This window comes from Streptomyces sp. SM10 (assembly GCF_002910915.1).
Lineage (GTDB): Bacteria > Actinomycetota > Actinomycetes > Streptomycetales > Streptomycetaceae > Streptomyces.
Window position 1 is genome coordinate 33,351 of the sequence record NZ_NEUF01000150.1, and the last position, 23,354, is coordinate 56,704.

The following is a 23,354-nucleotide window of genomic DNA, read 5'->3' on the forward strand; positions in this document are numbered from 1 at the left end:
TCATGCCGTGGCTGCGGCGGTCTCGGCGACGGCCCCGGGGAGCCAGTCGTCGACGTGGGAGAAGGCGAAGCCCAGCTCCTTCGCCCGGGTGTTGCTCATGGCGTAGTGGCGGTCGAAGGAGAACGGCGAAGCCGCTCCTCCCGCCGCGACGGTCCGGTGGACGGGTGTGCGGCCGGTCTGCGCGGCGACGACCGCGGTCAGTTCACGCACGTCGAGCAGGCCGTCGGAGCAGGCGTTGACCGGACCGGTGAAGTCGGTGGCGGTGGTCGCCCACACCAGCAGGTCCGCCAGCTCCTCGTAGTGGATGAACACCGTCGGCAGCGTCTTCGCGTGCACGGTGATCTCTTCGCCCCGGCCGATGCGCTCGGTGTAGTGCGCCAGCCGGCCGGTGAACTCCTGCGCGCCGCCGCCGAGCACATGCGCGCTGCGCACGGAGGCGTATGTGAAGCTGCCGTCCCGGGTGAGGACGGCCTCCGCCTGGCGCTTGCCCTCGGCGTAGTGCGCCTCCAGGTACGCCTCGTCGTGCCAGGGCAGGTCCGTGGCCACCTGCCAGGTGCGGGGGTCCACGTTCTCCTCCGACACCGGCGTACCCGTCGGCACGGCCGGCAGTGCGGCGGTCCCGGGGTCGTAGACCTCGATCGTGGACGTCATGACGTAGCGCCGGGTACGGCCGGCGAAGGCGCGAGCGGCGATCGCGGCCTGCACCGGGGTGTAGCAGACCTGGTCGACGACCGCGTCGAAGGTGCGGGACCCGAGCGCGGCGACGAGCGCGGCCTCGTCGTCCCGGTCGGCGATGAGGTGTTCGACACCGGCGGGCGGCCGGGCGGAACCGCGATTGATGACCGTGACCTGATGACCGGCAGCCCGCAGGAGGTCGACCAGGAGCTTTCCGAAGTACCGGCTTCCGCCGATGACGCAGATCCTTTGCATGCCCCCATCCTGGAGACCTATCGTCATCAGCAGAAGTGCTGACTTACTGGCGGCGGCGTAAGGAAAACTGTTGATCGATGTGCAGCGGCTCCGCGTCCTGCGGGCGGTGGCGGACCACGGCAGTTTCAGCAGGGCCGCCGGAGCTCTCCGCCTCACCCCTTCCGCCGTCTCCCAGCACGTGGCGGCGTTGGAGCGCAGCCTCGGTGCCCAGGTCGTGACGCGCAGCACGCGCGGGGTGACCCTCACCCAGGCCGGTCAGATCATGGTCGGGGCCGCCGAGTCCGTCGCGGCCGAGCTCGAACAGGCGAAGCAGCAGGTCGAGCTGCTCAGCACCGGCCGCGTACAGCTCACCGTCGCCACCTTCACCAGCGGCGGCAGGCACCTGCTGCCCGGCGCTCTCCCCCGGCTCACGGCGGCCCATCCGAGCACGGTGCTCCACGTCAGGGAGGGCGAGCCCGAGGACACCTTGCCCCTCGTCCGCCAGGGCGCCGTGGACCTCGCCCTCGCCTACCACTTCGACGGTCCGCTGCCCGCCAGGCCGGTGCCCGGCTCCGGCCTGCGGTGGACGCCCATCCTGGAGGACCCCCTGCACGTCGTCATGCCGGAGGGACATCGGCTCGCCGGCCGCCGGACGCTGGAGATCGCCGAGCTGGCAGCGGAGCCCTGGGTGCTCGGCTGCCTGAAGACCGAGGCGTACCTGCGCCGCTACGCCGAGCGCGCGGGCTTCGAACCGGAGGTGCGCGGGACCACCACCGACTACTTCTTCGCCCGCTCGCTCGTCGCCGCGGGCATAGGAATCTCCCTGATCCCTTCCATCGCACTCGTCCCGTCTGTGCCGGGTCTGCACGCCGTCCCGATCGAGCCGCCTGCTCCGACCCGCCACATCGGCGTCGCTACGCTCGGGCGTCGCGACCACCCGCACGTCACGACGTTGATCGAGGCGCTCCGCGAGCAGGCGGCGTCTCATTAGCCACCTTGGGGGGCGTGCGCCGGGTCAGCTCCCGGAGGCGTACGTCACGAAGGCTTCCCACGCAGTGGGGTTGAAGTGGAGGCGCGGTCCGGGGAGGTCCTTGGAGTCGCGGACGTGGATCGCGTCAGCCGCGGTGGCCACCTCAAGGCAGTCGGCCTCGCTGCTATTGCTGCTGTAGTTGCTCTTGAACCACTTCAGTCCGTGAACGCCCCCGGCGTGCAGCTCGCTGATCATGTCTCTCCAAGAAGTTGCTCGATGAAGGCCAGCGACTCCCGAGGGGTGAGAGCCTGGGCCCGGATCATGCCATACCGCAGCTCAAGGATTCGAAGCTGTTTCGGATCGGACACCGCTCTTCCGTTGAACGCCCCCTCCGAGCGTCCCAGAGCCGTTCCGTCCTTGAACTTCAGCACCTGGGTCTCTCCCTGCATTCCGGCGTGCTCCTCGCAGGCAATCGGCATGACCTGGATGGAAACCTGTCGCAATCGGCTGAGCGACAGCAGGTGTTCGAGCTGGCGACGCAGAACCATTGTGCCCCCGAGCGGGCGCCTGAGCGTTGCTTCCTCCTGCACGAAACTGAGCGCAGGGGATGGGCTTCGTTCGAAGATCGTCTGCCTGGCCACCCGTGCGCAGACGGCCTGCTCGATGGCATCCGGTTCGTACGCGGGCAGTCGCATTTCGAAGAGCGCACGCGCGTACTCGGCGGTCTGAAGCAGTCCGTGCAAGTGGTGGTCTCCGTAGGCCAGGAGTTCGACAGCCTGGGCCTCCAGCTTTGCCAGCTCCCGCACCTTCTTCGGGTACCGGACCTCCGCCAACTCCCGTTTCAGCAGCGCGATCTTGCCGCCCGCCCCGAGGACCTCGTCCGCCCTGTCCAGGAACTCCGGCCGGGGGATGCGACGACCGCCTTCCACCTTGTAGACCAGGTCCTCCCCGTACCCGATGGCGGCTCCGAACTCACCGGCCCGCATGCCTGCCGCCTCCCGCCAGGCCTTGATCTGCCGCCCCACCGTGGCGGCCATGGCGACGCCCGACTCGTCGTCCGGATCGACCTCCCAGCCGGGCTCGTCCGCACCGTCGTGCCCGCGCACCGTGCCGGCCTCGTCCACGCTCATCCGTGCCCCACTTCCGACGCGCCTGCCGTTCCTGCATCAACCTCTGTCGTCCCCGGCGGGGCACCCCGGACAGCCGGGACAGCGCTGGACAAGGACTGGACAATCACCGTACGTAACCGGCTTGTCCCTCTTCACGGTAAGCAAAAAGGGCCACGCTGAGTGACGTGACCCAAGAAATCACCCGAACCGAACATTCCGCTCCCACACGGCAGTTCACCGTGCTGCTCTCTCCCACCCGCCGGGGCGCCCGGCTCGCCCGCCTGCTCGCGACGGCGCACCTGGGGGACTGGGGGCTGCCCGCCGAGCCGGCCGCGCACATCGTGGCGGAGCTGGCCGCGAATGCCGTCGTGCACGGCCGTGTACCGGGGCGCGACTTCCGGCTGGGCCTCGCAATCCATCAGGAGGCGCTTCTCCGCATCGAGGTCACCGACACCCGGGCCGAACGGCTTCCCCCTGTGCCCGGAGCGGTCGACCTGCCCGCCGGTGACGCGGAGTCGGGGCGAGGTCTCCTGATCGTCGGGGCGCTCGCGGACCGCTGGGGTGTCGAGGTCGGACCCGCCCCGCGCAAGACGGACTGGGCCGAACTCGATCTTGCACCGTGATCGCCGGTACCGGGTCGCGGGTATCCACGACCCGGTGAGCCGCGACGCGGTGGCCCACGTCGCTCAATGCTGTGAAAGAACTCGGGAAGAAACCCTTCCCCACCCAATCCTCCCTCCATGCGCGGACCGTCACTCGCCCGGGTGACATAACGCAACTGGGCTGGATTTTGCAGGTGTTGTCGGGCATATGCTCGCCACGACCACCGCAGACATGCGACGGCCCCCGACGGGACTGGCATCCCGATCGAGGGCCTGACCACCGAGGAAGAAGAGCGCTTCCTGATGGGTACCCAGCAGATTACCGCGCCCCCGTGCGCCCAGCCCGCTGGTTCCGGCGTGATCCACGTCAACGTCCGGCACACCGCAGGCTTCACCGTCATCGGCAACCACCTGGCCCAGCACCGGGGTCTCTCCCTCGTCGCGGTCGGCCTGGCCGTGCACATCCAGTCGCTGCCCGCCGGGGCGAAGATCGGCATCAAGCGCCTCGCCGAACGCTTCCCGGAGAGCGAGACCCGTATCGCGTCCGCCCTGCGGGAGTTGGAGGCGTCCGGTTACCTGCACCGGAGCCGCGTACGCCTCGCCGGCGGCCGGATCGTCACGCGCACGGTGTCGTACAACCAGCCGGGCGTGGACGCCGCCACTGCTACCCCACCGCCACCTCGGCCCGCGCGCGCCACGGCCAGGCCCCCATCGCCCCGCACCGCTGCCTCCGTCAAGGGAATGCCCGCCGCCACTGTCACCGCCACCTCCGCAACCGACGCCCGTCCCGCAGCCCACCGCAGTCCTCGTACCGGCGCCCACAGCCCGTACGGCACCACCTCCGCCCTTGCCGCAGCCCCAGGCGCTCACCCCCGAACTCCAGCGCGCCGCCGCCGCGATCCTCGCCGACCTGCGCCGCCACGCACCCCAACTCAGCCTGTCCGAGGCGGACATCAGCACCCTCACGCCCGGCGTCGCTGCCTGGCTCGAACGCGATACGCATCCGGACGCCCTCCGACACGCTCTCACCACTGACCTGCCCGTACCGCTGAGACACCCCGCCAAGCTCCTGCGGCACCGGATCACCGCGCTCCTGCCGCCCCCGCTGCCCGGCGCGCGCGAACTGGAGGCCGTACGCCCACGCACGATCGTCATCCCGCTGCAGAACTGCGACCGCTGCGACCGGGCCTTCCGCTCACGTCACTCCGGCCACTGCCGTGACTGCCGCACCGACCTGCCCACAGTCGCCTGATCCCGAACGGAAACCCATGGTCAGCGCACCGCACGAAGCGATGCACCGCATCTTCCAGGAACACCCGGACCTCTTCTCCCGGCTCTCCGAGGTCCTCGGGGTCGACCTGCCACCCCTCGCGTCCGCGGAGTCCGTGACCGTCGATCTCACCGAGACCGAGCCACTGGAACGGCGCGTCGACACCCTCCTGCGCATCGAGACGCAGAACGACGGCCCCTTCCTTCTCGTCGTCGAAGCACAGGGGAAGAAGGACCCCGGCAAGACAACCAGCTGGCCGTACTACGTCACGTACCTCAACAACAAGTACCGGCTCCCCGTCCTGCTCCTGGTGATCTGCCAGGACCACGCGACCGCCGCATGGGCCGCCCGGCCCATCACCATCGGCTTACCCCGGTGGCCGACCGTGACCACCCGCCCCCTGGTGGCAGGGCCTCACAACATGCCCGCCATCACGAACGTGGCCGAGGCCCGGAAGGACCTCGCGCTCGCCACGCTCGCGGCGATCACACACGCTGACAATCCGGACGTCGATGCGATACTGAAGACGATGTCACTCGCACTGCGCGAGACACCGGAAGCACTTGCCGAACCCCTCGTCGAACTCATCGCACAAGGCCTGGGCAACCGCCCTGCCGCCCAACAGTGGAGGAACCTGGTGGCCGTGGATCTCTCCTTCTACACCTCGCCGCTCTCCGAAGAGATCCGGGACGAGGGCCGCGTCGAGGGCCGCGTCGAAGGCCGCGTCGAGGGCCGCGTCGAAGGTCGCGTCGAGGGCCGGGCCGAGGGTCTCGCGCAGGGGCACGCCGAGGCCGTCCTGGTCATCTTGGGTGCACGCGGCATCGATATCACCCAGGCCACCCGCGAGAAGGTCACCACCTGCGGTGACCCGGAAGTACTCCGCCGATGGCTGATGCGCGCAGCGTTCGTCACCACCTCCGACGAAATCTTTGACGAGGAGACGCCCGCCGACCGGTAGGGCTGTTGCGGTGCGCTTGCACTCCCGCAACGGCTTCGCCCGCACGACAAGTGGAGGAATCCGGTGGCCGATCTCTCCTTCTACGTCTCGCCCCTCTCCGAGGAGATCCGGGAAGAAGGCCGCGCCCAAGGTCGTCTCGAAGGCCGCGCCCAAGGCCGTCTCGAAGGCCGCGCCGAGAGCATCCTGATCATCCTCGGCGCACGTGGAATCGATGTCACCCACGCCACCCGCGAGAAGATCATCACCTGCGGAGACCCCGAGCTTCGACGCCAGTGGTTGGTGCGTGCCGTCCATGCCACCACCGCCGAAGAGATCTTCGCCGGAAACTCCGAGGAGGAGACTGCTGCCGGTTGAGCGGTCATTGCCGCCCTCATCCGCGACGCCCACGACCCCACCCTCGACCACATCGCTGATGCCCTGGTCAGGTCAGGACATGTCGCCGGGCACGACGGTCCGGACAGCTCTCCTGCGTGAAGGGGCGGGGTGGTGCTGTTCCCGCCAGGCCCGGGGTGAGACTCCGTAGGCCTGCTTGAACACCTTGCTGAAGTGGGTCGCGTCCACGAAGCCCCAGCTCCGGCCGATCCCCGCGATGGTGCGTACCCGGCCCCTCGGGCCGGCCAACTCCCGCCTGCACTCGTCCAGACGGTGTGTGCGGATCCAGTCTCCCAGGCTGATGCCGGACCGCGACAGCACGGTGTAGAGGTGGCGGACCGAGATGCCGTGTGCGGCGGCTATCCGCGCGGCCGACAGAGCAGGATCAGCCAGGTGGACCCGGATGTACTGGGTGATCCGCAGACTGATCGGCACCTCCGTCGGCCCCGCCCGGCCGGGGCCGGCATTACCGAGCTGGGAGGTCACGACGGCACGCAGGAGTTCCACGCTGGGTTCCATGATCGCTTCGGCGTACGTCCCGTCGCGTAACTCCTCGCTCGCTGCCAGCCGGGTGAAGTAGCTGAAGGCGAGGCGGGCCGTGGGATTTCCGGGGCCCAGCGTGGTGGCGGACGCATTACGCAGTACCCGCTCCGGCATCGCGAGCGCCTCCCGCGGGATACGCAGGGAGAGATAGTCGACACCCTTGCCGAAGTGCAGCGTGTACGGGGCGGTCGATTCGAAGATCACGAGACTTCCCGGCCCGACCACGGTCTGGCGACCGTGTTGTCCGACGACGTTGGTCCCCGTCATCTGAAGACCGAGAAACACCGCCGGCTCCTCGTCCTCCCGGGCCAGCCGCTCCGAACGGCGCAAGGTCACCGGAGTCGCCCGCGCTGTGCAGACCTTGAGGGTCCCCAGGGCGCCGACTCTCATGTGCGCCCCGATCTCCTCGGGGGAGTGGTGATCGATGTCGACCCGGGAGAAGGACTGCCACAGGGCGTGCCGGATCGTGTCCTCCCGCTCCCGCGGTGGTACTGCTGACGTGTCGAGTGCCGCGTACCCCGGACCGGCCCCCTGGTGTGCCCGCTCCGGCGCTGACGTGACGGCGCGGCGATCCGTTACCCCCACAAGCTGCCCCTCCCCCGTGTGTGGTTCCTGCTCCCTCGCAGAGATTCTGTGGCCGGTCCTTCCGGCCGCGCAAGGGACGGGGCGGCGGCCGGTGACCTGACCGCACAACTGACAAAGATCCGCGCACGCACGGCAAAGAACCGGTCTCCATCACCCTCTAATCTCCTGCATTGACGGAGCCGACTTCCTGGAAGGCGGCCGACTCTTCGGAGCGAAGGGCCTGGAGCCATGCGTTCACCTCAGGGGGCGGGGATGTTTCGAATGTCGAGGAGGGTGTCCTTCCTGTTTTTGGTCGCTTTCATCGCTTGCCTGACAGCCGGCTGCGGAACCGAAGATGAAGGGCCGACGGAAACGGCCCGGCCGCAGAAGGAAAAGGTGGCCTCCGTGCCTGGCGCCCGGATCAAGGACCTGACCCCCGCGGAGGAAGTCGAGATCGACCGTGCGGAGGACGTCCTCGTCCGGCGGTGCATGCAGAACCAAGGCTTCCGCTACTGGCCGGGCCCCGTGGCGGGCGTCGCCGAGCGCAGGGCCGGCGGGTATGTCGTGGACGACGTCGACTGGGCACGCCGGTACGGCTATGGGCGGCCCTTCGACATCGCAGCCGAGGAGGCGCGCCGCAGCCACCCCAACATCACCTACGCCAATGCCCTCTCTGAGCAGGAGCGCATCCGCTACTCACATGCGCTCGACGGGGACTTCGATGACACTCTCACCGTCGAACTGCCGTCCGGCGGCACGGTCAGCACCCCCCGAACGGGCTGTTACGCCGAAGCGAGGGGGCGGCTCTACGGCGACTACCCGACCTGGTTCCGTGTCAACCGGACCGTGACCTCGCTGACGCCCCTGTACGTTCCGCAGATCCTTCAGGATGAGCGACTCACCGCAGCGGTGACGGTGTGGGCGCGCTGCATGAAGGAGTCGGGAAAGCCGTTCGAAAGCCCCGACGCGATACGTGAGCAGCGGGACGGCCTGATCAAGGGAATGAGTGAGTCACGAGCTCAGGCGGCCGAAGTCGCATTGGCTGTGGCCGAGGCCGAGTGCGCCCAGGAGGCATCTCTCGGAAAGACTGCGCACTCACTCGAGAAGGAATATCGAGAAAGAGTCCTGCGCCGCTACGCCGAAGAATTCACCACGTACCAGCAGATGAGAAAGTCCGCCCTGTCCCGGGCCATGAAGCTCTGAAGCCGGGCACGTGCCCCACCGCAGACGTCCGTGGCGTATCGGCCACGGAGCCTTCCCATCGAACGACGATCAAGGAGTCCTGTCCATGAGGAAACTGCCCGCTGCGCTGACGGTCCTGGCGCTCGCCACCCTCGGAACCGCAGTCCCCGCCTCCGCCGCACATGCGGCCTCGACCTGCTCCGACAACTACTCGGGCGCCGCCTCCGGCTACATGTACGCCTACAACTACGCCTACTGCGACGGATACCTCGGCAGGGCCGCAGGCGACGACTCCAACTGGGGTGACAGCGGCGGTAGCTTCCAGGGTGGCGACACCAACAAGGCGACGTCCATCCTCAACAAGGGCAACAGCTACGAAGTGAAGTTCTACAACGGAACCGGGACCGGGTGGACCGGGGGCTACATCTGCCTGTCCCGCAACGAGGGTTACGCCTCCGACCTCACGAACGACTACTTCACCAGCGGCTCCCGGGTCAGCAACGCCATCAGCTCGCACCGCTGGGTGAGCGCCGGCAACTGCAGCAAGTGGGCCACCTGATCTTCACCGACGAGGTCCACGCCGTGCGGGGGACGCCACTGATCCGGCACCCCCGCACGGCGCCGGCCGAAGGGGTGTGTGACCCCGTGATGTGCGTGAAGGGGACCGGCGGCCTGACGCGGCCTCATACCGTGCAGGCGGCCCGACACCGGGCCGCCGTTCTCTCCGGGCTCAAAGGGACTCGCCGGCGCCCCGTCGGCGGCGCAGCATCAGGCCGAGCCCGGTCGCGACCGCCAGCCCCACGACGCCGAGGGCCGCGCCCTTCGCGACCGGTGCGCGCCAGCCGTAGTCGGAGGTGTAGGCGGTTCCGGCGTCCTCCGCGAGCCGTACGCCGTCGATCGCGCCTGGCATGGGATCGTCGCGGCGGACCTTGATCTCGTCCCGCAGCTCGATGTCCCGCGCAGTGACCGTGCCGTCGGTGCTGGTGAACGTGCCGATCCAGTCGCAGGACTCCTTGCCGCACTGCCGATCGGTAGGGGCCAGCGTCCCCACGGGGCCCTCCCGTAGTGCGGTGCGGCCCTCGAATCCCTCCGCCGCCAGGCCCAGTCCGCCGCCGAGGGTGACGAGCAGGGCGAAGGCGATGCCCAGGCCGACGATCACCCGTTCGCGGGTGCGCAGTGGCCGTCCGGTGCTCATGGGACGGTGATTCTAGCGGGCAACGCGCAGGAGAGGCCCCGAAGTCGGCCCGGGATGGGCCGGCGGGGAAGCGACCTCGGGGCCTCTCCTCGGCGTGACCGGCCCGGCCGGCCGGGCGCGTGGGGTCCGTGTACCGGCCCCCCGGCCGACCGGGCCGGAGTCGGGACGAACTTAACAGGACCGCAATATTTTGCGTAAGTCCTTGCAGGAAGAAATCTCCGAGATTTCGTCGATGTGAGCCGGGTGTGATCGCGTCGTGTCCAGAGGGTTGACCGGGGCAGGTGCGACTCGTACGGTCTGCTGCACCCCAGGTTTTGCATTCTTGCTGCAAGAACCTTCAGGAGCCTTGACGGCACGGCGCGTTGCCCGGTGAGGCTGCTCCGCCATCCCCGCACTTCCCCCCCCGCAGGAGGAACGTCATGGCCCGCAGACCGTTGTCCGGCGCGCTCGCCCTCACCTTGGGCGCCGCTGTCCTCGCCGTCCCCGCGGGGCTCGGCGCCGCCGGGACCGCCCAGGCCGCACCGCCCGGCGAGAAGGACGTCACCGCCGTGATGTTCGAGTGGAAGTTCGCGTCCGTGGCCAATGCCTGTACGGACAGCCTCGGCCCCGCCGGTTACGGCTTCGTCCAGGTCTCGCCGCCCCAGGAGCACATCCAGGGAGGCCAGTGGTGGACCTCGTACCAGCCCGTGAGCTACAAGATCGCCGGCCGTCTCGGTGACCGTGCGGCCTTCGCGAACATGGTCGGCACCTGTCACAGCGCCGGCGTCAAGGTCATCGCCGACTCGGTCATCAACCACATGTCGGCGGGATCCGGCACCGGCACCGGCGGCTCCTCGTACACCAAGTACGACTACCCGGGCCTCTACTCGGTCAACGACATGAACGACTGCCAGTCGCAGATCAACAACTACGGCGACCGCGCCAACGTCCAGAACTGCGAGCTGGTCGGCCTCGCCGACCTCGACACCGGCGAGGAGTACGTACGCGGCAAGATCGCCGGCTACCTCAACGACCTGCTCTCCCTCGGTGTCGACGGCTTCCGGATCGACGCGGCCAAGCACATGCCGGCCGGCGACCTCGCCAACATCAAGTCCCGGCTCGGCAACTCCGGCGTCTACTGGAAGCAGGAGGCCATCTACGGCGCCGGCGAGGCCGTCTCGCCCTCCGAGTACCTCGGCACCGGCGACGTCCAGGAATTCCGTTACGCGCGAAGCCTCAAGCAGACCTTCCTCGACGAGAGCCTCGCCAACCTCAAGAACTTCGGCGAGGGCTGGGGCTTCATGGAGTCCGGCAAGTCGGCGGTCTTCGTCGACAACCACGACACGGAGCGCAACGGCGAGACGCTGAACTACAAGAACGGCGCCGACTACACCCTCGCGAGCGTCTTCATGCTGGCCTACCCCTACGGCTCCCCGGACGTCCACTCGGGCTACGAGTGGTCCGACAAGGATGCCGGACCGCCCAACGGCGGCCAGGTGAACGCCTGCTACAGCGACGGATGGAAGTGCCAGCACGCCTGGCGCGAGATCTCCTCCATGGTCGGCTTCCGCAACGCCGCCCGAGGTCAGGCCGTCTCGAACTGGTGGGACAACGGCGGCGACCGGATCGCCTTCGGCCGGGGCTCCAAGGCCTACGTCGCCATCAACCACCAGGGCTCCTCGCTGACCCGGACCTTCCAGACGTCGCTGCCCGCAGGCGACTACTGCGACGTCCAGACCGGCAACGGCGTCACCGTCAACGGTTCCGGACAGTTCACCGCCACCCTCGGTGCCGACACCGCTCTCGCCCTGCACGTGGGCGCCCGCACTTGCACCGGCGGCACGACCCCGGACCCCGGCACCGGTCAGTCCGGCGCCTCCTTCGGCGTCAACGCCACCACCCAGCTCGGCCAGAACATCTACGTCACCGGCAACCAGGCCGCCCTCGGCAACTGGGCCCCCGGGAGCGCGCTGAAGCTCGACCCGGCGACGTACCCCGTCTGGAAGCTCGACGTCAGCCTGCCCGCCGGCACGGCGTTCGAGTACAAGTACCTCCGCAAGGACGCGAGCGGCAACGTCACCTGGGAGAGCGGCGCGAACCGCGCCGCCACCGTGCCGTCCTCCGGAAAGGTCACGCTGACCGCCGACGTCTGGCGCAGCTGATCACACACACGCTGCGGGCCGGGGACGCGAGGGTGAGCGTCCCCGGCCCGCACCGCTCCACCCCGCCCGATCCCCGAAAGCCGAGGAGTACCCTCCCGTGTCCCGAACCACCCTCCGGCGGGGGGCTGTCGCCGCACTGTGCGCGGCGCTGCTGCCCGTCGTCCCGGCGGCCACCGCGTCCGCCGCGCCCAGACCCCCCGCGCCGCCCTCGGACGCGGCCCTCGCCAAGGAGCCGGCCAGGCACGACCTGACGCGCGAGCAGTTCTACTTCGTGCTGCCCGACCGCTTCGCCGACGGCGACACCTCCAACAACCGGGGCGGGCTGACCGGCTCCCGGCTGGAGACCGGCTACGACCCCACGGACAAGGGGTTCTACCAGGGCGGAGACCTCAAGGGCCTCACCCAGCGGCTCGACTACATCAAGGGCCTCGGTACCACCGCGATCTGGCTCGCCCCGATCTTCAGGAACCGCCCCGTGCAGGGCACCGGCGACCATGCCTCGGCCGGCTACCACGGCTACTGGATCACCGACTTCACCCAGGTCGACCCCCACTTCGGGTCCAACGCCGACCTGACGAAGCTGATCGACAAGGCCCACGGCAAGGGCATGAAGGTCTTCTTCGACGTCATCACCAACCACACCGCCGACACCGTCGACTACGCCGAGAAGAAGTACGGCTACAAGCCCAAGGGCGCCTTCCCGTACCTCGACGAGGACGGCCGCCCCTTCTACGACGCGGCGGGCATGAGCAGGACGGAGGTGGACGCCGACTCCTTCCCGTACACACCCGAGAACACCGGCAAGAAGGTCCCGTCCTGGCTCAACGACACCACGATGTACCACAACCGGGGCGACTCGACCTATGCCGGCGAGTCCACCGAGTACGGCGACTTCTCCGGCCTCGACGACCTGTGGACCGAACGCCCCGAGGTCGTCTCCGGCATGGAGAAGATCTACGAGAAGTGGGTCCGCGACTTCGACATCGACGGCTTCCGCATCGACACCGTCAAACACGTCGACCTGGACTTCTGGACCCAGTGGGCGACCGCGCTCGACGGATACGCGGCGAAGCACGGCAGGGACGACTTCTTCATGTTCGGCGAGGTCTACTCGGCCGACACGGCGATCACCTCGCCCTACGTCACGCGGGGCAGGCTCGACGCCACCCTCGACTTCCCCTTCCAGGAAGCCGCCCGGCAGTACGCCTCCCAGGGCGCCCCGGCCTCGAAGCTCGCCGCCGTCTACGGTGACGACTACCGCTACACCACCGACAAGGCCAACGCCTACGAGCAGGTGACCTTCCTCGGCAACCACGACATGGGCCGGATCGGCACCTTCCTGAAGCAGGACAACCCGACGGCCTCCGACGCCGAACTCGTGAAGCGCGCCCGCCTCGCCGACGAGCTGATGTTCCTCGGCCGCGGCAACCCGGTGGTCTACTACGGCGACGAGCAGGGCTACACCGGGGCGGGTGGTGACAAGGACGCCCGTCAGACGCTCTTCGCCTCGAAGACCGCGGACTACCTCGACGACGACCAGATCGGCACCGACCGCACGCACGCCTCCGACGCGTACGACACGTCCCACCCGCTCTACCGGGCGACAGCCGAGCTGTCGAAGCTCACCCGGGAGCACCGGGCCCTGCGCGACGGCACGCAGACCGAGCGCTATGCCAAGGACTCGGTCTACGCCTTCTCGCGCACCGACGCGAAGAAGCCGTACGAGTACCTCGTCGCCACCAACAACTCCGCCGAGGCGAAGACCGTCGAGATCCCCACCGAGTCCGCCGCAATGAACTTCCGGACGCTGTACGGAGGTGCCGGCGCCGTACGCAGCGGTGCGGACAAGTCCGTCAAGGTGACCGTTCCCGCGCTCTCCAGCATCGTGCTCCGCGCCGACAAGCCGCTCGGCGCCCCCGCCTCCAGGCCCTCGATCGCCCTGCAGGCCCCGGCCGCCGGAGCCACCGGCACCGTCGAGATCAGCGCCGACGTGGACGGCGGGGGCCTGAACCGCGTCGTGTTCGCCGCGCAGACCGGCAACGGGAAGTGGACCACCCTCGGCTCCGCCGACCACGCCCCGTACAAGGTCACCCAGCACCTGGACGGCTCGGTGAAGGCCGGGACGGCACTGCGCTACAAGGCCGTGGTCGTCGACCGCGCCGGGCGCACCACGAGCGCCCTCGCCTCCACCACCGCGGGCCAGGCGCCGCCCGCCGCGAAGCCCGTCGCCGTCGACCGCGACCAGGCCGTCGTCCACTACAGGCGCGCGGACGGCGACTACGAGGGCTGGCAGCTGAAGTCCGGTGACGCGACCGCCGACTTCATCGGCCGGGACGCCTACGGCGCCTTCGCCTGGATCGACCTCGCCGAGGGCACCTCCTCCGTTCCGTACACGGTCGAGAAGGACGGCACTGCCGACGGCCCCGAGCGCACCGTCGACCTCACGAGGACCGGCCAGGTCTGGATCGAGCAGGGCAAGGACGAGCAGGCGACCGAGGCTCCCGAAACCACGCCGCAGGACACCGGCAAGGCGGTCCTGCACTACCACCGCGCCGACGGCGACTACGACGGCTGGGGCCTGCACACCTGGACCGGTGCGGCCTCGCCCACGGACTGGGCCAAGCCCCTGGAGCCCGTGAGGACCGACGCCTACGGCGTGACCTTCGAGGTGCCGCTCACCGACGGCGCCACCTCGCTCAGCTACATCCTCCACAAGGGCGACGAGAAGGATCTGCCCAGCGACCAGTCCCTCGACATCGCCTCGTACGGGCACGAGGTCTGGATGCTCGGCGGGAAGCCGGGCTACCTGCTGCCGCAGGCCGGCGGGGTGCCCACGCCCGACCTCACGAAGGCCGAGGCGCAGTGGATCGACGGGGACACCGTCGTCTGGAAGGTCAAGGCCACCGACGCCACCAGCCAGCAGCTCGTGTACGCGAAGGACGGCGGCATCTCCGTCGTCGACGGCGCGCTCTCCGACGAGGGGCAGTGGCTCCGGCTCGGCGCCACGCAACTCACCGACGCGCAGAAGACGAAGTACCCCCACCTCAAGGAGTACCCGGCCTTCACCGTCGACACCCGCGACCGGGACAGGGTCCGCGAGTCCCTGCGCGGCCAGCTGATCGCCACCCAGCGTGCCGCGAACGGCGCCCTGCTCGCCGCCACCGGGGTACAGACCGCCGGTGTCCTGGACGAGCTGTACGGCAAGGCCGCGAGCGGTGCCGCGCTCGGCCCGGTCTTCCGCAAGGGCAGCCCCACGCTCTCCGTCTGGGCACCCACCGCCCGCACCGTCGCGCTCGAACTCGACGGCAGGACCGTCCCGATGCGCCGCGACGACCGCACCGGCGTCTGGTCCGTCACCGGGAAGAGGAGCTGGAACGGCAAGCCCTACAGGTACGCCGTGAACGTCTGGGCGCCCACCGTCCGGAAGATGGTCACCAACAAGGTCACCGACCCCTACTCCACCGCCCTGACCGCCGACTCCGCCCGCAGCCTCGTCGTCGACCTCGACGACCCCAAGCTCGCCCCGCGCGGCTGGTCCACACTGAAGAAGCCCACCGCCGTCCCGCTGAGGGACGCACAGATCCAGGAGCTGCACGTCCGTGACTTCTCGGTCACGGACCCGACCTCCGAGCACCCCGGCGAGTACCTCGCCTTCACCGACACCCGCTCCGACGGGATGAAGCACCTCAAGGAGCTCGCGGACTCCGGTACCAGCTACGTGCACCTGCTGCCCGTCTTCGACATCGGGACGATCCCCGAGAAGAAGAAGGACCAGCAGAAGCCCGCCTGCGACCTGTCCGTCTACGCCCCCGACTCCGAGGAGCAGCAGGCCTGCACCGCGTTGGCCGCCGCGAAGGACGCCTTCAACTGGGGCTACGACCCGCTGCACTACACGGTCCCCGAGGGCTCCTACGCCTCCGACCCCGACGGCACGAAGCGCACCACCGAGTTCCGGCAGATGGTCCAGGGTTTGGGCGACGCCGGTCTGCGGACCGTCATGGACGTCGTCTACAACCACACCGTCGCCTCCGGCCAGGACGACAGGTCCGTCCTCGACAGGATCGTGCCCGGCTACTACCAGCGGCTCCTCGAGGACGGCACCGTCGCCACCTCGACCTGCTGCGCCAACACCGCGACCGAGAACACCATGATGGGCAAGCTCGTCGTCGACTCGGTCGTCACCTGGGCCAAGGAGTACAAGGTCGACGGCTTCCGCTTCGACCTCATGGGCCACCACCCCAAGGCGAACATCCTGGCGGTCCGCAAGGCGCTCGACGAGTTGACCGTTGCCAGGGACGGCGTCGACGGGAAGAAGATCATCCTGTACGGCGAGGGCTGGAACTTCGGTGAGATCGCCGACGACGCCCGTTTCGTCCAGGCCACCCAGAAGAACATGGCCGGCACCGGCATCGCCACCTTCTCCGACCGGGCCCGCGACGCCGTGCGCGGCGGCGGCCCCTTCGATACGGACCCCGGCGTCCAGGGCTTCGCCTCCGGCCTCTACACCGACCCCAACCCCTCGCCCGCCAACGGCACCGCGGCCGAACAGAAGGCCCGGCTGCTCCACTACCAGGACCTGATCAAGGTCGGCCTCACCGGCAACCTCGCCGACTACACCTTCACCGACAGCCAGGGCCGCACGGTCAAGGGCTCGGCCGTCGACTACAACGGGGCCCCCGCCGGATACGCGGCGGCACCCGGCGACGCGCTCGCCTACGCAGACGCCCACGACAACGAGACCCTCTACGACGCCCTCGCCTTCAAGCTCCCGGCGGACACCACCGCCGCCGAGAGGGCCCGTATGCAGGTCGTGGCGATGGCGACCGCCGTGCTCTCGCAGGGGCCGGCGCTCTCCCAGGCCGGCACCGACCTGCTGCGCTCCAAGTCGCTGGACCGCAACTCCTACGACAGCGGCGACTGGTTCAACGCCCTGCACTGGGACTGCCGCAAGGGCAACGGCTTCGGCCGGGGGCTGCCGCCCGCCGCCGACAACAAGGACAAGTGGTCCTACGGAAGGCCGCTGCTGACCTCCGCCGAACTCACCCCCGGGTGCGCCGAGATCACGGGCGCGTCCGCCGCGTACCAGGACCTGCTGACCATCCGGACCGGTGAGAAGGACTTCGGCCTGGCCACCACCGGGCAGGTCCAGGAGGCCCTGTCCTTCCCGCTCTCCGGCAAGGACGAGACCCCCGGGGTGATCACGATGCGCCTGGGCGGCCTGGTCGTCGTCATGAACGCCACCCCGGACACGCAGAGCCAGGTCGTCCCCGGCCTGGCCGGAAAGGCGTACGCCCTGCACCCCGTCCAGGCATCGGGCGCGGACGCCGTGGTCAGGAAGTCCTCGTACGAAGGGAGGTCGGGCAGCTTCACCGTGCCGGGTCGCACGGTCGCCGTGTTCTCCGCGCGCTGACGTCCCTCTCCCCGACGGCCGGTCCCCGGCTCCGCGCCCTCCTCGGGGCCGGAGCGGGGGGCCGGCCGGTCCGCTCGGCGGGACTCCCTTGTGCGGGCGGTGCGATCACGGGAAGCTGACGTCGTACACGTCCATGCACGTCGTACACGTATGCGTACCACACCGACCCGCAACCAGGAGCGCTTGATGCCGCAGATCACCGTCGACTACTCCGCCGAGCTCGACGACAGCTTCGACCGCCGCGGCTTCGCGCTGGCCCTGCACCCGCTCGTCGCCGAGACCGTGTCCACCAAGATCCCCGCCTGCAAGACCCGCTTCCGGCGGGCCGAGGACTCCGTCGTCGGTGACGCCGCGACGGGCGACTCGATCGTGAACGTCTCGATCGCGATGCTGCCGGGCCGTACCCCCGAGATCAAGGCGCAGCTCACCGAAGCCGTGCTGGAGCTTCTGGCCGGCCACCTGAAGCCCGTCGACGGCCTCGCCGTCCACGCCTCCGCCGAGGTCAGGGACCTCGACCCGTCCTACCGCAAGGGCTGAGACAGGCGCTGCGGCGGAACGGCCGGTGCGGCGGGCGCCAGGGCGGAGAGCCTGGCCAGCAGGTCGCCGAACGGGCCGTCCGCCGGTTCCTGCGCGAAGATCCGCAGCGCGATGCCGGCCACCTCCTGGTCGTAGGCGGCGCTCACCGCGGTGAGCGCCGCGAAGTCGTGCACCAGCTGCAGCTCCAGCTCGGCGCGCGGGATGCGCCTCCCGTCCAGCCAGAGCAGCGCCGTCGACTCGGCCAGCGAGACCCAGGACCGCACGACGAGCTCCAGCCGGGCGGGCGGGGACGGGACGCCGAGGTGCGCGACGATCTGCTCGTAGGCGGCCTGACGCACCCCGTCGACCAGGGCGTCGGCCGTGGACGAGCCGCTCTGGGGGCCGCCCCGCATCAGCGCGGCGAAGCCCGGACCGTGCTCCTCGACGAAGTCGAAGAACCTGCGCATCACCCGGGTCAGCCGTGCTCCCAGGGGCCCTTCGTGCGCCTCCAGGAAGCGGCCGGCCAGCTCGTCGGCGGCCCGCTTCAGGGCCGCCTCGTAGAGGCTCCGCTTCCCCGGGAAGTAGTGGTAGACGAGCGGGCGCGAGATACCGGCCGCCGCCGCGATCTCGTCGATCGACACCTCGTCCGGCGAACGATGGCTGAACAACTCCAGCGCGACACCGATCAACTGGGCCCTGCGCTCGTCGACGCCCATCCTGCGCCGCACCCCGGTCGTCATGCCGAACAGCCTAACGGGGCGCGGCGGGCGGGCCTCCTCCGCACTCCCACCGGGCAGTTGCCGAGGGCCCCGGCCTTCCCACGGCTCAGCGCAGGGAGTCCACCCGGCTGCCGTCCGCCAGCAGCCCGTCCAGCCTGGGCCGGTCGCCCTTGCTGGTCGGCAGCGCCAGCAGCCGTCCGTCCACCCGGCCCGTCGCCCCGCCCGTCGCGGTCAGGGACGCGAACTGCTCTGAACCCGCCGCCAGTACGTACCATCGCCCGCCGTCCGACTTCCACAGCACGCCCGCCAGCACGCGGGGCCTGCGTATCCCGCAGTCCGGCGAGTCCTCCGCGCGGGCCGCGACCGCTCCCGGCGCACCGGCGCCCCCCGACAGCTCCGGCGGCGCCTGGAACTGCGCCAGGACTCTGCTGCCCGAACCCCGCCAGGTGTCGGCCCTCGTGCAGAACCACAGCGCGTCGCCCCCGCCCTCCGGCAGCCGCTGCTTCGCGTACGGCCACGAATTCACCGAGCGGACGCCGGTGGACCGCACCGCCGGCAGCAGACAGGCGGTGCGCGCCCAGCTCTCCCGCTCCGCCCGGCCGGTGACGTCGTGGGGAGCGGAGGGTGTGCCGGACGTGAGGCGCACGGGAGTGAGCTCACCGAGATCCGTCATCAGCCGTGCGGCGGCGCCGTCCCGCACCTCCAGGGCCCGCCAGGAACGGCAGTCCGCCCGGCCCCCCTCCTCCGTCCCCGGCCCCGCCAGCGGGTCCGTCACCCCGTGGCGGTCACGGGACAACGGCCGGGCAACGGCGTGCGGTGCGAGCAGGTCCCGCACGCCGGCCTCCCGCACCCACGGCGCGGTCAGATAGCGGATCCGGCCCGCCCGGCGCTCCACCACCAGCGCACTGGCCGCCACCGCGTCCGCGCCGTCGACCCTCGCGAAGTCCAGCGCGGCACCCCGGGACGGATCGGCGTTGCGCGGCTCGGCGTACCGAACGACACGCAGGCCGTCGTGGAACAGCACCACCGCCGCCTCCCCGACCTCGCCCGCGTACAGCAGCTGCGGTGGCCCCATCGGCGGACCGTCCGGCGTACCGGGCGTCGCCGAGGAGACCACGGCGGGGCCGGGGCGGGCCCACGCGGCGAGGGCGCGTCCCAGCAGACGGGTGTCCCCGGTCCGGTCGCCGCGCGTCGGCCAGACCGTGAAGTCCCGCCGTGCCGAGCCTCGCCAGAGCCCCCCGGGCACCCGGTGCAGGGCGGCAGGGTCCAGGGCCTGCTGAGCCGTCCGGTGGCGCGCGTAGAGCGGCGCGGAGGACGCGCTCGGGCCGCCCAGGCCGTCCCCCGGCATCAGCAGCAATGTCCCGCAGACCAGCAGGGCGCCGACGCCGGCCAGGACCGTGCGCGTGCGCCGCCCGCGACGGGCCGGGTCGGTCGGCCTGACCTGCAGGGAACACGGGTCGAACTCCGGGGAGGCCAGCAGGGTGTGGGGCGCCGTGAGGGAGCCGGCCTCCAGCAGCGCGGCCCTGGGGTCGGCGACACCCGCCGCGTCGAGGACCCGGCAGACCTCGGCGTCGTCGAGCTCTTCCAGCCCCCGCAGCACATGGGCGGCCCGGCAGGGCCCCGACACCGACGCCAGCTCCTGCTCCAGGGCCAGCTCGCCGGCCCCGCAGGAGTGCGGGAACAGCCGCAGCCCCCACACCTGCGGCACCACCGGCGGGAACTGCGCACGCCGGGGCCGGGCGAACCGCAGGAGCGGCAGCCCCGCCTCCAGCGCGGAACGCACCACCCGCAGGCGTACGTGCGCGTAGGCGCGGCCCGGGTCCGCGCCCTGCCTGCCCGCAAGGGCCCGCTGAGCCATCCAGTGGGCCGACAGCACCCGCCGGTTGCGGCCGAGCGAGGGCGCCAGCACGAGATACGCGATCCGCACCAGCCGGGCGTAGTGCTCGGCCGGTGCGGCCTCGACCCGTTCCCCGGGCCACTGCGCGTACGGGCGGCCGGCGGACGGTACTGCTCGTCGTGGGGGCATGTTCAGCTGAACGAGCGAATGGTGCGATGGTCACTCCGGCGCGCGCTCCGGAGCGGGTTGCGCGGTTTCCCGGCGCGAGCCGTGGGTGCCGGGGCACGATGACCGCATGGTGGAACGGTGTGAGTGGCGACGAGGTCGGGCCCGCCGGGCATCGGGGGCCGTGCTGACGGGGTTCGCCCTGCTCACCGCGTGCGGCGTGCTCACCGCGTGCGACGGGGGAGCGGAAGGCGACAAGGAGCCCACCGGGCCCCTGACCGCGAGCGGGACGCTGGAACAGCTCGCGTCGAAGGTGGACTGCGAGCCGAATCTGCAGACCGACGCCGAGGAGATCCGTCAGGCCAACTGCACTACCGGCGACGGGCGTTACGTGCTGGCGACTTTCGCCACCGACCGCGGCCAGCGGGAGTGGATCAACGAGGCCAACGACTACGGCGGTTCGTACCTGGTCGGCCGGAAGTGGGTCGCGGTGGGTGACGCGGACGTGGTCGCGGCACTGCGCGGCCGGCTCGGGGGGACGGTGGAGGCCGCCTCGTCGCACCACTCGGGGAACAGTGGTGGTGGGGGGAACGAGACAGGGCACTCCGGTCACCACGGGAGCTGACCGCGCAGGTTCACAGGGGCAGGCGCAGCTGCCGGCGCCGCTGGGTCAGCGGCACTTGCGCCCACCGTTGACGCAGCTCACCACCTTCTTCATCAGCGCCTCGTCGAAGACGTTGATGAAGTCACCGTGATCGGTGACCGGCTTGTGCAGCTGCTCCGGGAACGAGTCGACGGCGAAGCCGGGGCCCGGCGGTACGTCGTAGACGATGCGCTGCACGAGCTGCGGAATCGCCCTGAATCCGGCCGGGCACCGGCCGTCGTCCTGGGCGAACGCCACATGGGTGCGGTGATTGGCGCTGTCGGTGTTCCGTCCGTCCCAGCAGCTCTGGAAGGCGAAGGACCGCACCACCTGGCTGCCCTCCGGGCAGATCGGGTACTTGTCCGCGAGCTGCCTGTCCTCGAAACCGGTGCAGCTCCAGGACGCGTTGGCGTTGGCATCCCCGTTGGTGAAGGCCTTCGCGTCCCCGGTGATGATCCGCAGGAAGCGCGGCATCGCCGTGACCTTCCCGGCAGGGGAGCCGACGAACTTCAGTGTGACCTGGGAAGGGGTCTGGATCTCCCCGGTGTTCTGGTCCTTGCCGCCGCCGTCCGCCGCCACGTCGTTCTCGTCCTGCCCGTTCTGCTGGCGCAGGACGGGCCAGTAGTACGTCGACCTGTCGCCCTGATTGCGGCAGGTCGACTCGCCGCCGGCCAGATCGTCGTCGCTGGAGAAGGCGTCGGTCGCCTGGTTGCCGACGTAGTCGTGCATGTGGTGGGCGCCGTTGCTCACGCCGGGAGCGGCGATGACGTTGTCCGGGTTGAACTTGCCGTTCTCGTTGCGGCCGCAGTCCGTGGTGAAGGTGCCCCGGGAGGCGCCCCGACGGTTGCGGGGCCGCTCCACGTTCGGCTGGACGGACTCGATGTCGACGAAGTCGGACGCCTCGGGACCGTTGCCCTCCTGGCCCTGGCCGCCGTCCCCCTGACCGTCGCCGTCCCCCTGACCGTCCCCTTCCCGGCCGCCGTCCTGGCCGGCGTCGGCGCCTTCGGTGGGATCCTGGCCGCCGTCACCCCCGTAGCCGTCCCCGTCCTGCCCGCCGCCCTGTCCGTCCTCGTCGTCGGCGCGCATGCTGCACCCCGCGAGTCCTTCCAGGTCCCCCGGCCGGTCACCCGCAACCCGTTCGACGGCGATGCCGATCCGGTCGAGGCTGGCCGTCCGCTTGCTCCGCAGCGGGCCGAGCACCGCGTTCTCGGCGAGGGCCGGATCCCTGGCGATCCGCTCCCTGCGGTCCGCGAACTGCCGGTACGCGTCGGTGATCTGCGTATCCATGGCGGCCAGTTCGCGGTCGACCTCCGGCCGCGCCCGGTCCGGCACGTCTTCAAGCGCGATCCCCGCGTCCGGGCAGTCGATGGTGGACATCTGGCGGGCCGCGTTCCGGCCCTGCCAGGGAGGCGATCCGGACCCGCCCTCGCCGGCACTCGCGTAGACGTTGACGGCGACCAGCCCACCTCCTCCCAGAATCAGCGCGGCCGCGGCGGCGATCGCCCGGTTGGCCGTGGTCGAACGTTTCCTGCGCGATGTGCGTCCCATGGGAACTCCTCCGCTTCGGTGCTTCGAGTCAGAAGCGTGACGTCCCATACGGACCAGGGGCCCCGCCTGTTCAGACCGCCGAAGAATCCATGGAGGCGGATCACACCGGCACGGTGCCCACGGGCGCTCCCGTCATCCGGTTGGCCAGCGTCGAGACGGTGTAGGCGCCGATGCCGAGAACGACCTCCAGGGCATTGCGCGCGGTGTAGCCCAGGGCGGCGAATTCCCGCAGGGAGTCGTCCCCGACCGCGCCCGATGTCTCCAGGGCCACGAGCGTGAACCGGCGTACTCCTTCCAGCCGTTCGTCCGGGAGGGGCTGCTCCCCGGGGGCCCGCAGCGCGGTGACGAGCTCCGGTGCGGCGCCGAGCGAGACCAGTCTCTCCGTGTGCATCTCCACGCAGACGTGGCATGCGTTGCGGGTGGCCATGGCCATGATCACGACCTCGCGGGACAGCGGGTCGAGGGTGCTCGACTCGAAGGCGGCGCTCGCCGCGAGGAAGCCGTTGAGCGTCTCCGGCGAGGTGGCCAGCCGAGCCACGGCGGACGGCACACGGCCGCCCCGCCTCCCGGCCATGGCCTCCATGGTGCGGCGGCCGGCGGGCGGCGCCGAGTCGAGGGTGTGCTCGGGGAAGTGCGGAGCGGACATGGCGGAACTCCTCGCGTAAACTCGACAACATGATTGACGAAAAGGTAAACCAGGT

The 23,354-nt window shown here is 70.3% G+C and carries 19 protein-coding genes and 1 pseudogene; 11 read left to right on the forward strand and 9 right to left on the reverse strand.

The window, feature by feature from the left end:
• Entirely contained in the window at positions 1 to 930 is a 930-nt protein-coding gene (locus tag B9S57_RS23780; RefSeq protein ID WP_103517638.1) for an NAD-dependent epimerase/dehydratase family protein, read from the reverse strand.
• Between the two features lie 70 nt (positions 931 to 1,000).
• Here B9S57_RS23780 and B9S57_RS23785 point away from each other — a divergent pair, with 70 nt between their 5' ends.
• Positions 1,001 to 1,900, forward strand: coding sequence for a LysR family transcriptional regulator (locus B9S57_RS23785; RefSeq protein ID WP_103517639.1), 900 nt, complete (start codon positions 1,001 to 1,003; stop codon positions 1,898 to 1,900).
• A 24-nt stretch (positions 1,901 to 1,924) separates the two neighbouring features.
• Here the strand turns inward: B9S57_RS23785 and B9S57_RS23790 are convergent, their stop codons facing one another.
• Positions 1,925 to 2,134: a DUF397 domain-containing protein gene (locus B9S57_RS23790; RefSeq protein WP_103517640.1), complete on the reverse strand. Its 210-nt coding sequence runs from the start codon at positions 2,132 to 2,134 to the stop codon at positions 1,925 to 1,927.
• A complete protein-coding gene (locus tag B9S57_RS23795) occupies positions 2,131 to 3,009 on the reverse strand; it encodes a helix-turn-helix transcriptional regulator (protein WP_103517641.1) in 879 nt (292 codons plus the stop codon). The genes B9S57_RS23790 and B9S57_RS23795 overlap by 4 nt, the downstream gene beginning before the upstream one ends.
• Before the next feature lie 164 nt (positions 3,010 to 3,173).
• Between B9S57_RS23795 and B9S57_RS23800 the strand changes: the two genes are divergently transcribed.
• The 4 genes and pseudogenes from B9S57_RS23800 (at position 3,174) to B9S57_RS23815 (ending at position 6,172) form a co-directional block, all read left to right on the forward strand.
• The gene (locus B9S57_RS23800; RefSeq protein ID WP_103517642.1) at positions 3,174 to 3,611 is read left to right on the forward strand and encodes an ATP-binding protein; all 438 of its coding nucleotides are present in this window, start codon (positions 3,174 to 3,176) and stop codon (positions 3,609 to 3,611) included.
• Between the two features lie 282 nt (positions 3,612 to 3,893).
• Positions 3,894 to 4,842, forward strand: a pseudogene (locus B9S57_RS23805) (helix-turn-helix domain-containing protein).
• Positions 4,843 to 4,858: 16 nt separating this feature from the next.
• Positions 4,859 to 5,818, forward strand: coding sequence for a hypothetical protein (locus B9S57_RS23810; protein ID WP_103517643.1), 960 nt, complete (start codon positions 4,859 to 4,861; stop codon positions 5,816 to 5,818).
• 63 nt (positions 5,819 to 5,881) lie between these two features.
• Entirely contained in the window at positions 5,882 to 6,172 is a 291-nt protein-coding gene (locus B9S57_RS23815; protein ID WP_103517644.1) for a hypothetical protein, read from the forward strand.
• A 72-nt stretch (positions 6,173 to 6,244) separates the two neighbouring features.
• Here the strand turns inward: B9S57_RS23815 and B9S57_RS23820 are convergent, their stop codons facing one another.
• A complete protein-coding gene (locus B9S57_RS23820) occupies positions 6,245 to 7,318 on the reverse strand; it encodes a helix-turn-helix domain-containing protein (protein ID WP_103517645.1) in 1,074 nt (357 codons plus the stop codon).
• 273 nt (positions 7,319 to 7,591) lie between these two features.
• On the opposite strand from B9S57_RS23820, the gene B9S57_RS23825 reads away from it, so the two are divergent.
• Both B9S57_RS23825 and B9S57_RS23830 read left to right on the forward strand, forming a co-directional pair.
• Positions 7,592 to 8,500, forward strand: a complete 909-nt coding sequence (locus B9S57_RS23825; protein WP_146057801.1) for a hypothetical protein — start codon at positions 7,592 to 7,594, stop codon at positions 8,498 to 8,500.
• 85 nt (positions 8,501 to 8,585) lie between these two features.
• Positions 8,586 to 9,038, forward strand: coding sequence for a hypothetical protein (locus B9S57_RS23830; protein WP_103517647.1), 453 nt, complete (start codon positions 8,586 to 8,588; stop codon positions 9,036 to 9,038).
• 171 nt (positions 9,039 to 9,209) lie between these two features.
• On the opposite strand, the gene B9S57_RS23835 is transcribed toward B9S57_RS23830, so the two are convergent.
• On the reverse strand, positions 9,210 to 9,674 hold the full coding sequence (locus tag B9S57_RS23835; protein ID WP_103517648.1) for a hypothetical protein: 465 nt from the start codon (positions 9,672 to 9,674) through the stop codon (positions 9,210 to 9,212).
• A gap of 419 nt (positions 9,675 to 10,093) precedes the next feature.
• Between B9S57_RS23835 and B9S57_RS23840 the strand changes: the two genes are divergently transcribed.
• From B9S57_RS23840 to B9S57_RS23850, 3 genes are all read left to right on the forward strand, one after another.
• The gene (locus B9S57_RS23840) at positions 10,094 to 11,815 is read left to right on the forward strand and encodes a carbohydrate-binding module family 20 domain-containing protein (protein WP_103517649.1); all 1,722 of its coding nucleotides are present in this window, start codon (positions 10,094 to 10,096) and stop codon (positions 11,813 to 11,815) included.
• 97 nt (positions 11,816 to 11,912) lie between these two features.
• The gene (gene pulA / locus B9S57_RS23845) at positions 11,913 to 17,225 is read left to right on the forward strand and encodes a pullulanase-type alpha-1,6-glucosidase (RefSeq protein WP_103517650.1); all 5,313 of its coding nucleotides are present in this window, start codon (positions 11,913 to 11,915) and stop codon (positions 17,223 to 17,225) included.
• A 186-nt stretch (positions 17,226 to 17,411) separates the two neighbouring features.
• On the forward strand, positions 17,412 to 17,762 hold the full coding sequence (locus B9S57_RS23850; protein ID WP_103517651.1) for a 5-carboxymethyl-2-hydroxymuconate Delta-isomerase: 351 nt from the start codon (positions 17,412 to 17,414) through the stop codon (positions 17,760 to 17,762).
• On the opposite strand, the gene B9S57_RS23855 is transcribed toward B9S57_RS23850, so the two are convergent.
• Together B9S57_RS23855 and B9S57_RS23860 are read right to left on the reverse strand one after the other, a co-directional pair.
• Positions 17,747 to 18,481, reverse strand: a complete 735-nt coding sequence (locus B9S57_RS23855) for a TetR/AcrR family transcriptional regulator (RefSeq protein ID WP_103517652.1) — start codon at positions 18,479 to 18,481, stop codon at positions 17,747 to 17,749. The genes B9S57_RS23850 and B9S57_RS23855 overlap by 16 nt on opposite strands.
• An 85-nt stretch (positions 18,482 to 18,566) precedes the next feature.
• On the reverse strand, positions 18,567 to 20,486 hold the full coding sequence (locus B9S57_RS23860; protein WP_103517653.1) for a hypothetical protein: 1,920 nt from the start codon (positions 20,484 to 20,486) through the stop codon (positions 18,567 to 18,569).
• A 106-nt stretch (positions 20,487 to 20,592) separates the two neighbouring features.
• On the opposite strand from B9S57_RS23860, the gene B9S57_RS23865 reads away from it, so the two are divergent.
• A complete protein-coding gene (locus B9S57_RS23865; protein ID WP_181011447.1) occupies positions 20,593 to 21,087 on the forward strand; it encodes a hypothetical protein in 495 nt (164 codons plus the stop codon).
• A gap of 45 nt (positions 21,088 to 21,132) precedes the next feature.
• Here B9S57_RS23865 and B9S57_RS23870 read toward each other — a convergent pair whose 3' ends face one another.
• Together B9S57_RS23870 and B9S57_RS23875 are read right to left on the reverse strand one after the other, a co-directional pair.
• Positions 21,133 to 22,653 carry a DUF1996 domain-containing protein gene (locus tag B9S57_RS23870; RefSeq protein ID WP_103517655.1) on the reverse strand — a complete coding sequence of 507 codons (1,521 nt, stop codon included), beginning with the start codon at positions 22,651 to 22,653 and terminating at the stop codon, positions 21,133 to 21,135.
• Between the two features lie 100 nt (positions 22,654 to 22,753).
• Entirely contained in the window at positions 22,754 to 23,299 is a 546-nt protein-coding gene (locus B9S57_RS23875) for a carboxymuconolactone decarboxylase family protein (protein ID WP_103517656.1), read from the reverse strand.
• Positions 23,300 to 23,354: the final 55 nt, after the last annotated feature.

Coding starts and splice junctions, on each gene's coding strand:
- B9S57_RS23780 (WP_103517638.1), bottom strand. CDS start 930: ATGCAAAGGATCTGCGTCATCGGCGGAAGCCGGTACTTCGGAAAGCTC.
- B9S57_RS23790 (WP_103517640.1), bottom strand. CDS start 2,134: ATGATCAGCGAGCTGCACGCCGGGGGCGTTCACGGACTGAAGTGGTTC.
- B9S57_RS23795 (WP_103517641.1), bottom strand. CDS start 3,009: ATGAGCGTGGACGAGGCCGGCACGGTGCGCGGGCACGACGGTGCGGAC.
- B9S57_RS23810 (WP_103517643.1), top strand. CDS start 4,859: ATGGTCAGCGCACCGCACGAAGCGATGCACCGCATCTTCCAGGAACAC.
- B9S57_RS23830 (WP_103517647.1), top strand. CDS start 8,586: ATGAGGAAACTGCCCGCTGCGCTGACGGTCCTGGCGCTCGCCACCCTC.
- B9S57_RS23835 (WP_103517648.1), bottom strand. CDS start 9,674: ATGAGCACCGGACGGCCACTGCGCACCCGCGAACGGGTGATCGTCGGC.
- B9S57_RS23840 (WP_103517649.1), top strand. CDS start 10,094: ATGGCCCGCAGACCGTTGTCCGGCGCGCTCGCCCTCACCTTGGGCGCC.
- B9S57_RS23850 (WP_103517651.1), top strand. CDS start 17,412: ATGCCGCAGATCACCGTCGACTACTCCGCCGAGCTCGACGACAGCTTC.
- B9S57_RS23855 (WP_103517652.1), bottom strand. CDS start 18,481: ATGACGACCGGGGTGCGGCGCAGGATGGGCGTCGACGAGCGCAGGGCC.
- B9S57_RS23860 (WP_103517653.1), bottom strand. CDS start 20,486: ATGCCCCCACGACGAGCAGTACCGTCCGCCGGCCGCCCGTACGCGCAG.
- B9S57_RS23865 (WP_181011447.1), top strand. CDS start 20,593: ATGGTGGAACGGTGTGAGTGGCGACGAGGTCGGGCCCGCCGGGCATCG.
- B9S57_RS23870 (WP_103517655.1), bottom strand. CDS start 22,653: ATGGGACGCACATCGCGCAGGAAACGTTCGACCACGGCCAACCGGGCG.
- B9S57_RS23875 (WP_103517656.1), bottom strand. CDS start 23,299: ATGTCCGCTCCGCACTTCCCCGAGCACACCCTCGACTCGGCGCCGCCC.